The following is a 14,120-nucleotide window of genomic DNA, read 5'->3' as shown; positions in this document are numbered from 1 at the left end:
TCATTTCGTAAGAGCAAACCCCACTTAGGCCTCAAATGAGAGGAACAACTATTCGCCCACAAACATTTTACTCATACCCCTGTTTTTTTATGAAAATGAATCCATAAAAAGGTCGGTTATTTATTATGCGACTATATTTTTTCGTGTTGAAGCTAATCCATATTGACCAAATTTTCTTTGTGATGTAAAATTAGGAAAATTGTATTGCTTTCAGAAATAGGACAAACAGCCTATAAAAATCTTCGGTTTACTAAAGTTCTTGTTTGGGAGGTTCATATGAGCTTTATAGCACATATTCGTAAAAGCGACGGTTGCATTCAAACGGTGGAGGAACATTTACTTGAAGTTAAAGAACTAGCGGAAAAATTTGGCGAAAAGATAGGTGTAAAACATATTGCCGGTTTAGCGGGAATGCTTCATGACATGGGGAAATTTACTGAGGAATTTTGTAATTACATACAAGTGGCTGTACATAATCCCGATGAGGCTCCGGCACGGGGAACGGTAGATCATTCCACTGCAGGCGGAAAGCTTTTATATAATCAGTACCATTCGGGAAAAATTGAGGAATTTCCTGGCAGGTTAGCTGAAATTGTTGGGAATGCAATTATCTCACATCATTCATATTTAAAAGACTATCTGAATGAAAACCTGGAATCCCCTTACTTGAAGAGAGTCACTAAAGAAGATTTATCCGAATTTGAACAGGCAAAAGATAGATTTTTCCAAAATGTCATTTCGGAAAAAGATTTTGCAGACTATGTCAAAAAGGCCGCTGAAGAGTTAAAGTCTTTCCTTATAAAGGATCGAACAAAAACAACTGAACAAAAATGCATGTTTTTAACGAAATTCATTTTTAGCGCACTTATTGATGCAGATCGCACGAATACTAGATTGTTTGAAGAAGATAAACCGTATCAACCTCCAAAAAATCACAAATTTCTATTTGAGAAATATTATAGTAGGTTAATGGAGCACATTCATTTTTTACAAAATCGAGGAGATGCTGATTCTCCCATCAATATTCTCCGCAAAGAAATGTCAGACCAATGTGACAGCTTTGCCGAAAGGCCTTCGGGTATTTATACATTATCCATTCCCACGGGAGGCGGCAAAACGCTTGCCAGTTTGAGGTACGCGCTGAAACATGCGCAGTTATATGATAAAAAGCACATTATTTATGTAGTACCTTATACAACCATTATCGAACAAAATGCTGAAGAAATCAGAAACATATTACAAGATGAAGCCAATATACTCGAACACCATTCAAATGTTGTTATGGATGAAGAAGAAAATGACAATGACGAAAATCATGACGGCATAATGAGTATAAAAGAAAAATTGAAACTGGCAAAGGACAACTGGGATGCTCCCATTATTTTTACAACGATGGTTCAATTTCTGAATACGTTTTATGCAAAAGGAAGCCGTAATATTCGCAGGCTCCATAATTTAAGTGAATCGGTGATTATTTTTGATGAAGTACAAAAAGTGCCGACTGCTTGTGTATCATTATTCAATAGTGCACTCAACTTTTTAAAATCATATGGAAAAAGCAGCTTGATTCTTTGTACAGCCACTCAGCCGGCACTAGATTTTGTCGAAAACAAATTGGAAATTGATGCTGATGCTGAGATGATTCATAACCTTAATGAAGTTATAGAGGCGTTTAAACGAGTTGAAATTGTAGATTTGGCGACAAATAAAATTTTTACAAATGAAAAGTTGGTCAACTTTATTGTAAAAACTATTAAAATAAATAGTAGCATTTTGGTCATTTTGAACACAAAGGCAGTTGTGAAGGATTTATACGAAAAATTGATCGCAAAACTAAATAATATTCCTGTTTATCATTTAAGCACTTCAATGTGTGCGGCACACCGAAAAGATATTTTGGATGAAGTCAAACAGCATTTAACTAAAAAAGAAAAAGTCATTTGTGTCAGCACTCAGCTAATAGAAGCAGGTGTTGATATCAGCTTTCAATGTGTCATTCGTTCCTTGGCAGGTTTGGATTCTATCGCTCAGGCCGCAGGTCGATGCAATCGCCACGGAAAGATGGGAATTCAGAAAGTATTTGTCATAAATCATGTTGAGGAGAATTTAAATAAACTCCCAGAAATAAAAAAAGGAAAAGAAATCACCAAAAAAATATTGCAAGATCTAAAAATTGACCCCAACAGTCATGGAGGCCATCTGCTTTCACAGGAAGCTATGACCCGTTATTTTCAGGAGTTTTATTCGGAGTTCTCCACGAATTTAAATTACTATGTAAAAAAGTTGGGCCAAAATATGACCGATCTGCTCATGCAAAAAAGAAAGGATAACGCATATTGTATAGCCTATACACTGCGAAAGAAAAATGGAGTACCACTATTTCTCGTTAATAGTTACGGGAGTGCAGCGGAGCATTTTCAAGTAATTGATCAGCCCACTACATCTGTAATTGTTCCCTACAAAGGCGGCAAAGAAGTGATTGCGGACCTCAATGGCAGCCAGACACTTGAGAGTTTGGGAAGTTGTTTTAAGAAAGCGCAGCAGTATACAGTTAACATATATACATACGAAAAAGATCAACTTATAAAAAACGGCAATATCAAAGCGGCTTTTGACGGAAAAATGCTCATGCTAACTGAAGGGGCATATAGTGAAGAATACGGTATAGACATAGAAGGTGAAAGCGGTTTTTCATTAGAACTAATATAAAAACCTATCCAATATCGGATAGGCTTTTATAATCATATAATATACATTTCAATCCACGCTAATAAATAGCGACAAAAACTTTAACCAAAATTATAACATAGGAAAAATGAATATTTTTTATTCGTATAATATATAATTATTGACTTTCCCCTTGGAAAAAGTTACTATGTAAGTGAAAGGTTATTGTGATAGGAGGTGAGAATATGCGTAACTCGGTGGAGTTTAAAGTTTTTGGCTCCTATGCACTATTTACCGATCCGCTCACAAAGCTGGGCGGTGAAAAGATGACGTATAGTGTGCCTAGTTATCAGGCTGTAAAGGGAATATTAGAAAGTATTTACTGGAAGCCAACAATTATGTATATCATCGATGAAATTCGTGTAATGAATCAAATCAAAATGGAATCAAAAGGGATCCGGCCGATTGAATATGGGGGAGGAAATACGCTGGCGCATTATACATACTTAAGAGATGTTTGCTACCAAGTAAAGGCCCATTTCGTATTTAACCCCCACCGTCCAGACTTGGCCTATGACCGAAACGAGCACAAACATCACAACATATTAAAGCGCTCATTGAAAGCTGGTGGCAGAAGAGATATCTTTCTCGGCACCAGGGAATGCCAAGGTTATGTAGAACCCTGTCGCTTTGGCGAAGGTGAAGGTTTTTACGATAATCAAGGGGACATGTATCTTGGAACAATGGTGCACGGTTTCAACTATCCGGATGAAACAGGTAAAAATAAACTGGAAGTCCGCTTATGGAATCCTGTTATGAAAAACGGATATATCAAGTTTATCCGGCCGGAGGAATGTACCAATGTAAGAGAACTATTTGATATGGAGCCTAAAGCATTTGACTCAACAAATGTGGAAGCTGCAGATGTTCTTTTACAACATCTAGAGGATGGGAGGTGACAAAATGAGTTGGCTTCTCAATTTGTACGAAACATATGAAGCGAATATAAATGAAGTTGGCGTCATCAAATTAAAGCCGAATGGACAGGAATATACATTATTGCCTGTTTCCCATACTACACAAACGGCACACATTGAAGTATCAGTGACACCCAGCGGACACTTCCATTCAGCTGAGGTAATAACAGATAAAAACAATGCCGTTACTGTAATTCCGAGTACAGAGGAATCAGCAAGCCGTGCCGGTTCAAAAGTGGCTCCATATCCTTTGCATGACAAACTCAGCTATGTGGCAGGAGACTACATTGAATATGGAGGGAAAATCAACAAGGAAGAACCGTTTTCTGTTTATATCAATCAGCTAAAGGATTGGGCGGAATCACCCTTTGCAACGGATAAAGTAAAAAGCATTTATTCTTATTTGAAAAAAAGACAGTTGATTAAAGATCTGGTTGCACAAAAAATTTTGTGGCTCGATTCCAATGGAAAGTTAATTGAAAAGTGGGAAAAAAAGAATGAGGAATACATTGGTGAAAAGCCACTTATTTTTTCAGTTATTTCCGGAGCTCAAGAAGGCGCCTTTATTAGATTCAATATATACGACCCTAATAAAATCACAAAAAAAGTTTGGCAAGATCCCGATATGTACCAGTCATTTATTCATTTTTATAATGACATGCTTGGTAATGAAGATGTATGTTATGTAACGGGAAAAAAGCTGCCAAGTACTGAAAGGCATGCAAACAAGATTCGCAATGCAGGGGACAAGGCGAAACTTATTTCAGCAAACGATACGAGTGGCTTTACTTTTCGGGGAAGATTCAAAGAAGCCACTCAAGTAGCCAGTATCAGTTATGACGTTTCGCAAAAGGCTCATAACGCCTTAAAATGGCTCATTAATAAACAGGCGAAGATTGTCGATGGCAGAGTATTTCTTGTTTGGGGAAATGATAAAGTGGAATTGCCGGATGTTTTGGAAGATAGCTTTTCAGTTTTTGGTCAAGATGAAACAGCTCCTGAAACAGAAAATGAAGATGAAACAGCTTATACTTTTGATTATTATGCTGAGCAGGTATCAAAAGCCATATCCGGTTACAATGCTGACTTAACGGCCCATTCAAATGTACAAATACTAGTGCTGGATTCCGCAACAACAGGAAGGATGGCTGTTCTTTATTACCGGAGTTTGGACAAGTCAGTTTATTTAGATAAGCTAAAAAGCTGGCACACAACATGTGTATGGGAACATCGCTACAGAAAAAACCGGGCCGGAAAATATAACCCTTTTTTTGGAGCACCTGCACCAAGAGACATTGCCTTTGCTGCATATGGGCCAAATACAAGCGATAAAATCGTTAAGGGCTTAATGGCCAGGATGATACCTTGTATTGTCGATGGCCAGCCAATTCCTTTAGACATCGTAAGAAGTGTTTTTCATCGTGCCTCAAATCCGGTAGCTATGGATACATGGGAATGGGAAAAAACACTTAGCATTGCATGCGCACTGATTAATAAAAAGGAGGGGTACGGAGTGGCTTTAAATAAAGAGACTGATGACCGCGATTATTTATTCGGCCGTCTGCTTGCAATCGCTGATGTACTTGAACGGAATGCTTTAGACAAAAATGATCAGCGTGCTACAAATGCAAGAAGATATATGAACTCATTTGCCCAGCACCCTGAAAGGACATGGAGAATTATTCAAGGAGCTTTGCAACCATATCAAGCTCGCTTAGGAAAAAAAGTCGAATATTACAATCGGTTAATAGATGAAGTGTTGACAAAAATGAAAATAGAGGATTTTAACAACCGTCCTCTTTCCGGAAGATATTTATTAGGTTTCTCCAGTCAAAGATACGAGTTATATCAAAAGAAAGATAAAAATTTCAGTGTAAAAGAAGTACAAAATGAGGAGGAAATGAAAGATGCCGACGTTAGACCATAAGATTGATTTTGCTGTTGTATTTTCTGTATCAAAAGCAAATCCAAACGGAGATCCACTAAACGGTAATCGCCCAAGACAGAATTATGATGGACTTGGTGAAGTTTCCGATGTGGCTTTAAAGCGTAAAATACGTAATCGCTTGCTTGATATGGGAGAGTCTATTTTCGTTCAATCCAATGATAGGAAGGTAGATCAATTTAATAGTTTAAAAGAGAGGGCAGAAGCGAACGAAGATTTAGCCGTGGCGTTAAAGGCAAAGAAAAATGCCACTGAATTATATGCAGAAGCTGCATGCAAAGCATGGTTTGATGTTCGAAGTTTCGGACAGGTGTTTGCTTTTAAAGGAAGTGGAAATAAAGGGGTTTCAGTAGGTGTACGCGGTCCGGTATCCATTCATACTGCAACAAGCATTGACCCAATAGATATTACTAGTATGCAAATTACAAAAAGTGTAAACTCGGAACCTGGTGATAAAAAAGGCTCCGATACGATGGGAATGAAACATCGTGTCGATTTTGGGCTATATAAGTTTTATGGAAGTATAAATACGCAGCTAGCTGAAAAAACTGGTTTCTCCAATGAAGATGCACTTAAACTAAAAAATGCATTAATCACTTTATTCGAAAATGATGCATCATCTGCCCGGCCCGATGGCAGTATGGAAGTAGTAAAGGTTTGCTGGTGGGAGCATAATTCAAAACTGGGTCAATATTCTTCTGCTAAGGTGCATAGACTTCTTGAAATAAAAAAGCTTGCAGAAGAACCTAAGAAAGTTGGAGATTATGAGATCATTGTACATGAATTGGAAGGATTAAAAGCAGAGGTTATCGATGGCCTATAATGATGAAGATCAATTTTTAATGCTGTCGGGGATCCAGCACTTTCTTTTTTGCAGGCGCCAATGGGCTCTCATTCATATTGAACAGCAGTGGGAGGAAAATGTTCGAACAATCGAAGGACAGCATCTTCATTCAAAGGCAAATCAGCCCTTTATTCGGGAAAAACGCGGTGACAAGCTTGTTGTTCGTGCAATGCCGGTAAAGTCAAATCAATTAAAAATCACTGGTGTTTGCGATGTTGTTGAATTTGTCCGCGATGATACGGGAGTTGAATTGGCAGGAGAGGTAGGGAAGTACTGTCCCTACCCTGTAGAATATAAAAGGGGCAAGCCCAAAACTGATGAGTCTGATGTAATGCAACTAGCAGCCCAAGCGCTTTGTTTAGAGGAAATGCTTCTTTGTAATGTAAGTACGGGATATATTTTTTACAATGAAATAAAGCACCGCGTGGAGGTGGCTTTAACATCTGAAAATAAGGAAAAAGTTAAAAGAATTGTAGCAGAGATGTTTGATTATTTTTCCCGGAATTTTACCCCGAAAGTAAAGACGGGGAATTTTTGCAAAAGTTGTTCCCTTCAGCATATTTGCTTGCCGTATATGATGAGGAAACGGTCGGTAAGGAGTTACATTGAAGGGATGATTGACGAATGAAAAAATTACTAAATACATTATTTGTCACGAAACCTGATATGTATCTGTCTTTGGATGGGGAGAATATCGTAATTAAGCAGAAAGATGAGCCAGTAAAGCGTATTCCCCTACATAATTTGGAGTCAATTATATCTTTCGGTTATACAGGTGCCAGTCCGGCTTTAATGGCTTTTTGTGCCGAACGAAATATATCTATCGTTTTTTTATCATCCAGTGGGCGTTTTCGTGCCAGGGTAATGGGAAAAAGCAAAGGAAATGTTATTCTAAGAAAAACACAGTATCGGTTATCAGAAGATGATCAGGAATGTGTGCGAATTGCCCGTAATTTTATTTTAGGCAAAGTATTTAATCAAAAGTGGATGATTGAGAGGATGACAAGAGATTATCCTTTGCGTATTGATGTAGCAAAGTTTAAAGAAGTTTCCGCTCATTTATCTACTTTAATGCAAGAAATTAGAAAATGTGAAGACTTGGAAAGGCTAAGAGGATTGGAAGGTCAAGCTGCAATAAGCTATAATAAGTTGCTTAATGTAATGATATTACAGCAAAAAGAAGATTTTTATTTCTATTCTCGCTCTCGCCGCCCTCCAATGGATAACGTGAATGCAATGCTTTCTTTGGCATATACATTGTTGGCTACTGACGTGGCTGCTGCATTAGAAGGTGTCGGGCTAGATGCGTATGTCGGATTTTTGCATCGCGACCGTCCTGGCAGAGTGTCACTGGCGCTAGATGTCATGGAAGAACTGCGTGGAATCTATGCTGATAAATTTGTATTAACACTGATAAATAAAAGGGTTGTTAACAATAAAGATTTTATAAAAAAAGAAAATGGGTCAGTGCTAATGACGGACGAAGCTCGAAAGAAATTCTTGGCTGCATGGCAAAGTAAGAAACAAGAAAAAATCACACATCCTTATTTAAAAGAGAAAATCCAATGGGGATTAGTTCCGCACGCGCAAAGCATTTTGCTCGCAAGATATCTGCGAGGTGATTTGGATGAATATCCACCATTCTTGTGGAAGTAGGTATACAAGATGTTAGTGTTAATAACTTATGATGTTAACACTGAAACAAACGCAGGACAAAAACGTCTAAGAAAAGTAGCAAAAGTATGCCAAAACTATGGGCAAAGAGTTCAAAACTCCGTCTTTGAGTGTATCGTTGATGCAACACAATTTACTTCTCTCAAAATAGAACTATCCGAAATTATTGATGAATCAAAGGATAGTTTGCGTTTTTATCAACTGGGAAATAACTATAAATCCAAAGTAACTCACATTGGCATAAAGGAATCAATTGATCTTGAGGGCCCGCTCATTCTTTAGTGCGAATGCAAAGCAAACATAAAATTATTAATGTATTCGCACCTAAAAATGTTTGTTTTTTGAATGAATTTGGCATGGTTTAATACTAAAAACTCTGGATAAAACCGGGGGATAACGATTTTTTTACAAAAAACACATATTATTTACCTTTTGTTGGATAAAATCGCTGTCGCACTCTTCGTGAGTGCGTGGATTGAAATAATTAATTTATAAATATCTAATTTCCCTTTGTTTGTCGCACTCTTCGTGAGTGCGTGGATTGAAATGAGTTTGTCGGTCCGCGCTTCGATTAAGGCGATACGTCGCACTCTTCGTGAGTGCGTGGATTGAAATATCAAAGGCACGGATCAGCTTGCGGGCGTTCTGTGTCGCACTCTTCGTGAGTGCGTGGATTGAAATGCTTCGACTTTCGTATTTGATGCCGTTATAAATTGTCGCACTCTTCGTGAGTGCGTGGATTGAAATGCATTAAATCTTACGGAGAAGGTTTCGAAGAAGGGTCGCACTCTTCGTGAGTGCGTGGATTGAAATCATCGCGCGTAAATAAAGCGTATCTTCGTTAAAGTCGCACTCTTCGTGAGTGCGTGGATTGAAATAAAAAGGCTACTTAACATAGGGATAAACATTAATGTCGCACTCTTCGTGAGTGCGTGGATTGAAATATTGATCCCCCTGTTAAAAAGTAAAGAAGGTATGTCGCACTCTTCGTGAGTGCGTGGATTGAAATTCGTCCGATGATGATCGAATACCTTATGCGAATCACGTCGCACTCTTCGTGAGTGCGTGGATTGAAATTCGACGAGTGGTCAATTCCGAAGATTACATACCGGTCGCACTCTTCGTGAGTGCGTGGATTGAAATGCAAAATTGTCCCATACTCAACTGCGGTTGTATGTCGCACTCTTCGTGAGTGCGTGGATTGAAATAAACTGCCTCCGATAAGACCGCCCAAGCTATTCGTCGCACTCTTCGTGAGTGCGTGGATTGAAATGGTTTAGTCTCGAAACTCAACTCGCCACCAATCGGTCGCACTCTTCGTGAGTGCGTGGATTGAAATACGCCAATACTCGCTTATTTCGGATTGACAGCGGTCGCACTCTTCGTGAGTGCGTGGATTGAAATAAGCCACACCCCTCCACTCTGCCCCGCAGGCCTTGTCGCACTCTTCGTGAGTGCGTGGATTGAAATAAGCGCAGAACAAGCTAAACGTGGTACAGAGCAGGTCGCACTCTTCGTGAGTGCGTGGATTGAAATAGGAACTACTTATGAGGGAAGAACTTTGCATGCGTCGCACTCTTCGTGAGTGCGTGGATTGAAATGAAGATATTGTCTTTACCAAAGATGGATAAAAAGCGTCGCACTCTTCGTGAGTGCGTGGATTGAAATTTGCTCTAGATAGAGGGACAAAAGGGCGAATCAGTCGCACTCTTCGTGAGTGCGTGGATTGAAATGGATTTGTGGGCTGGATCGTGGCCACTCGGGAAAACGTCGCACTCTTCGTGAGTGCGTGGATTGAAATGCAGAGCATTACTAAATATCGAGGATATAAAAACGTCGCACTCTTCGTGAGTGCGTGGATTGAAATTTACGACTGGATCAAATTAGACCAAAGCATATTGTCGCACTCTTCGTGAGTGCGTGGATTGAAATAACCGAGGAAGTGGAAACCTTTGTTGATTTCGCTTGTCGCACTCTTCGTGAGTGCGTGGATTGAAATAAACGCTACTGGAGCACGAAATATGATGACTGGGGTCGCACTCTTCGTGAGTGCGTGGATTGAAATGCAACTGTAATCGGAGTAATGAAAGGTACAGCCGTCGCACTCTTCGTGAGTGCGTGGATTGAAATTATAACGCCGGGAGAAACATTGTCACAAGCATAGGTCGCACTCTTCGTGAGTGCGTGGATTGAAATATGTGGCAGCCGTAGCCGTGGCGATGGCTGAACAGGTCGCACTCTTCGTGAGTGCGTGGATTGAAATCAATCCGTATTGGGCTGTTACCCCTTCCCCTGCAGTCGCACTCTTCGTGAGTGCGTGGATTGAAATATGCTGGACCGGCCGCCACTTAAAATGGAGTGCGGGTCGCACTCTTCGTGAGTGCGTGGATTGAAATCGAAGCACATTACGCCGAATAGCCACGCCGCAAAGTCGCACTCTTCGTGAGTGCGTGGATTGAAATTTCTACGAGCGCGGTGGATGGCCCAGGCGTAAGCGTCGCACTCTTCGTGAGTGCGTGGATTGAAATAGTAGAGACTGTCAATTACTTTAATAAGGCATTTGTCGCACTCTTCGTGAGTGCGTGGATTGAAATGTCGATAGTTGGACGGAGGGAACTCGGTACGAGCCGTCGCACTCTTCGTGAGTGCGTGGATTGAAATTTTAACAACTACCGTCATGACCAACATGATATTTAGTCGCACTCTTCGTGAGTGCGTGGATTGAAATGAATTAACGATTAAATATCGTGACAAATACATTTAACGTCGCACTCTTCGTGAGTGCGTGGATTGAAATATGCAATCGCGGGGAGGTGTTGACGCTTGATCACGTCGCACTCTTCGTGAGTGCGTGGATTGAAATGTCGATGTATAATATTTCCAACTTGGCTAAATCTGTCGCACTCTTCGTGAGTGCGTGGATTGAAATAGTAAAATTCCGCCTGTATGCTGCTGTTCGAAATGTCGCACTCTTCGTGAGTGCGTGGATTGAAATGCCCATCTGTTCGACGTTTGTATTCGCGTTAGCTTGTGTCGCACTCTTCGTGAGTGCGTGGATTGAAATTCCACAAGCAGGCTCCCATATTATCTGATCTTTGTCGCACTCTTCGTGAGTGCGTGGATTGAAATGCGACCAACGGAAAGCAAAGGGATTGTCGCTACGAGTCGCACTCTTCGTGAGTGCGTGGATTGAAATTCCGGAAATACTGACATAGATTCGGACGAGTACTTGTCGCACTCTTCGTGAGTGCGTGGATTGAAATAACTCTGTAATTCCTCCTATCGTTTTTGCCTATGTCGCACTCTTCGTGAGTGCGTGGATTGAAATCACACCAAGTAAAAGCAGTTGAAAAGTTATCAAAGTCGCACTCTTCGTGAGTGCGTGGATTGAAATAGCCCGAAAATGTTTATTAAATATGGGAGATGATGTCGCACTCTTCGTGAGTGCGTGGATTGAAATAGAATTAAGGCGCCTAGTCCACTACAAAGATGTGTCGCACTCTTCGTGAGTGCGTGGATTGAAATCCAGAAAAAATCCGACAACAAAGAGGTGCACAGAAGTCGCACTCTTCGTGAGTGCGTGGATTGAAATTTGAAAAAATTACGTGCTTTGGGTGCGAAAAGGGTCGCACTCTTCGTGAGTGCGTGGATTGAAATTATAAGTATATGGGTCCCTTCTTCGGCAGCAGAAAGTCGCACTCTTCGTGAGTGCGTGGATTGAAATTGGGAATAACGTAATCCATCCCATACACTTGGTGGTCGCACTCTTCGTGAGTGCGTGGATTGAAATTTTCCAGTTATCAGACAATATCCCTATACATATTGTCGCACTCTTCGTGAGTGCGTGGATTGAAATAACAGCTTCGAACATGGTGTTGATAGCCTTTTTAAGTCGCACTCTTCGTGAGTGCGTGGATTGAAATTCAAAAAACGCCGGATAGGTCAACCAAGCATATTGTCGCACTCTTCGTGAGTGCGTGGATTGAAATATCGGTAATCCTGATTGGGAACCCAGCGTTTAGGTCGCACTCTTCGTGAGTGCGTGGATTGAAATATTTGTTTTGGTGATGTCCTCATAATGAAATAAATGTCGCACTCTTCGTGAGTGCGTGGATTGAAATATGGGGAGAAGGCGAGAAATGGATGCGTGACAAGCGTCGCACTCTTCGTGAGTGCGTGGATTGAAATGCAATAATTTCCCCGTTCGCGTCCTCGAAATAACGTCGCACTCTTCGTGAGTGCGTGGATTGAAATAACCCAGCGAGTATTTCTACGCACCCACTCAAACAGTCGCACTCTTCGTGAGTGCGTGGATTGAAATGATAAGATAGTCCTCGGCTTCTTCGTACGTTTCCGTCGCACTCTTCGTGAGTGCGTGGATTGAAATGATTCTAGGCGTTCTAAGCTAATCGGAGTATAAAGTCGCACTCTTCGTGAGTGCGTGGATTGAAATCATAAACGGTGTATAGATTCGAAGATACGTACTCGTCGCACTCTTCGTGAGTGCGTGGATTGAAATCTCTGACTGCGTGTCTGTAAAACGTATTGCGAATGTCGCACTCTTCGTGAGTGCGTGGATTGAAATCGTTTAATCCGCCGGATAGCGCCCTGCTCGAACAAGTCGCACTCTTCGTGAGTGCGTGGATTGAAATGATGAAAATGGCGAAGTCCGCGAAAGCGCAAAGGGTCGCACTCTTCGTGAGTGCGTGGATTGAAATACCAAAACGACAGCGTGGAGAAAATCCTCATGGAGTCGCACTCTTCGTGAGTGCGTGGATTGAAATCCCAAACCTTTTCGTCATCGTCCCATAGGTGGGTCGCACTCTTCGTGAGTGCGTGGATTGAAATCTCCCTTCCTGGGCCCGATTCGCCCTTTTGTCCCGTCGCACTCTTCGTGAGTGCGTGGATTGAAATAGTGGGGAAAATGTACCATCCGCCACCGCCGGACTGTCGCACTCTTCGTGAGTGCGTGGATTGAAATGTTGATATACAACGGAAAAATGACGAAATACACGTCGCACTCTTCGTGAGTGCGTGGATTGAAATATGCGCTTGACGGTGCGTACAGCCGTTCCGGTTTGTCGCACTCTTCGTGAGTGCGTGGATTGAAATGTCAGTACGCGCAGCTCCGCGAGTAACTTCGAGGCTGTCGCACTCTTCGTGAGTGCGTGGATTGAAATCCGAAGAAAAGGTCACAGATGCTGTGGCCGAAATCACGTCGCACTCTTCGTGAGTGCGTGGATTGAAATATATCCCCGTAATCCGCCTTCATCAACCGCACGTGTCGCACTCTTCGTGAGTGCGTGGATTGAAATATTTTCGGTCTCTCCTAAGACCTCGCCATCTAGCGTCGCACTCTTCGTGAGTGCGTGGATTGAAATTTGCGATGACTAAGGCTAACCTATTCGAAGGTTTGTCGCACTCTTCGTGAGTGCGTGGATTGAAATGCCAAGCTCGCGCGCCAAGTCCGTCTTTTCAACGTCGCACTCTTCGTGAGTGCGTGGATTGAAATCCTGGATAAAAAGAATAACGTAATAACAATCGACGTCGCACTCTTCGTGAGTGCGTGGATTGAAATACGAAATGACGTATGACGAGATTGCGGAATTTGCCGTCGCACTCTTCGTGAGTGCGTGGATTGAAATCTCTGTATCCCACCCCATCACTTTTTCAGCGATGGTCGCACTCTTCGTGAGTGCGTGGATTGAAATGGATGAGTTCCAACGATTTTTGCGACGTAGCACTTGTCGCACTCTTCGTGAGTGCGTGGATTGAAATAGACATATCGAATACAATACGCCTAGCGAGCGCATGTCGCACTCTTCGTGAGTGCGTGGATTGAAATAATATTCTTTTGTCGTTGTTTTTGGGGGACATCTCCGTCGCACTCTTCGTGAGTGCGTGGATTGAAATACCTGTTGATGTTTCGTAAATAGGGCTTACTGAACAACCTTTATTTTGATCAATAGTTTGCCACTCGCAGTTTCTGAAATAAAAATAGCCGTCGAATGAA

7 protein-coding genes and 1 CRISPR repeat array are annotated in these 14,120 nt (G+C 41.5%); all 7 genes read left to right on the top strand.

The window, feature by feature from the left end; translation table 11 throughout:
* Window positions 1-276: 276 nt before the first annotated feature.
* The 7 genes from cas3 to cas2 all read left to right on the top strand — a co-directional run bounded on the left by cas3 (window position 277) and on the right by cas2 (window position 8,389).
* Window positions 277-2,709 (top strand): CRISPR-associated helicase Cas3', encoded by a 2,433-nt coding sequence (gene cas3, locus AB1L08_RS18930; protein WP_413066198.1) that lies wholly within the window; start codon window positions 277-279, stop codon window positions 2,707-2,709.
* A 203-nt stretch (window positions 2,710-2,912) separates the two neighbouring features.
* Window positions 2,913-3,626, top strand: a complete 714-nt coding sequence (gene cas5c, locus AB1L08_RS18925) for a type I-C CRISPR-associated protein Cas5c (protein ID WP_413066197.1) — start codon at window positions 2,913-2,915, stop codon at window positions 3,624-3,626.
* A gap of 4 nt (window positions 3,627-3,630) precedes the next feature.
* Window positions 3,631-5,571, top strand: coding sequence for a type I-C CRISPR-associated protein Cas8c/Csd1 (cas8c, locus tag AB1L08_RS18920; protein ID WP_413066196.1), 1,941 nt, complete (start codon window positions 3,631-3,633; stop codon window positions 5,569-5,571).
* A complete protein-coding gene (gene cas7c, locus AB1L08_RS18915) occupies window positions 5,552-6,412 on the top strand; it encodes a type I-C CRISPR-associated protein Cas7/Csd2 (RefSeq protein WP_413066195.1) in 861 nt (286 codons plus the stop codon). Before cas8c ends, cas7c begins: the two co-directional genes overlap by 20 nt.
* Window positions 6,402-7,061, top strand: coding sequence for a CRISPR-associated protein Cas4 (gene cas4 / locus AB1L08_RS18910; protein WP_413066194.1), 660 nt, complete (start codon window positions 6,402-6,404; stop codon window positions 7,059-7,061). Before cas7c ends, cas4 begins: the two co-directional genes overlap by 11 nt.
* Window positions 7,058-8,089: a type I-C CRISPR-associated endonuclease Cas1c gene (gene cas1c, locus AB1L08_RS18905; protein WP_413066193.1), complete on the top strand. Its 1,032-nt coding sequence runs from the start codon at window positions 7,058-7,060 to the stop codon at window positions 8,087-8,089. The genes cas4 and cas1c overlap by 4 nt, the downstream gene beginning before the upstream one ends.
* Before the next feature lie 9 nt (window positions 8,090-8,098).
* Entirely contained in the window at window positions 8,099-8,389 is a 291-nt protein-coding gene (cas2, locus tag AB1L08_RS18900) for a CRISPR-associated endonuclease Cas2 (RefSeq protein ID WP_413066192.1), read from the top strand.
* 168 nt (window positions 8,390-8,557) lie between these two features.
* Window positions 8,558-14,020: direct repeats of the CRISPR family, unit length 32 nt; unit sequence GTCGCACTCTTCGTGAGTGCGTGGATTGAAAT.
* Between the last annotated feature and the right edge of the window lie 100 nt (window positions 14,021-14,120).

The organism is Siminovitchia jepli, from assembly GCF_047228825.1.
GTDB lineage: Bacteria > Bacillota > Bacilli > Bacillales > Bacillaceae_C > Siminovitchia.
This window is presented reverse-complemented; position numbering and strand designations above follow the sequence as displayed.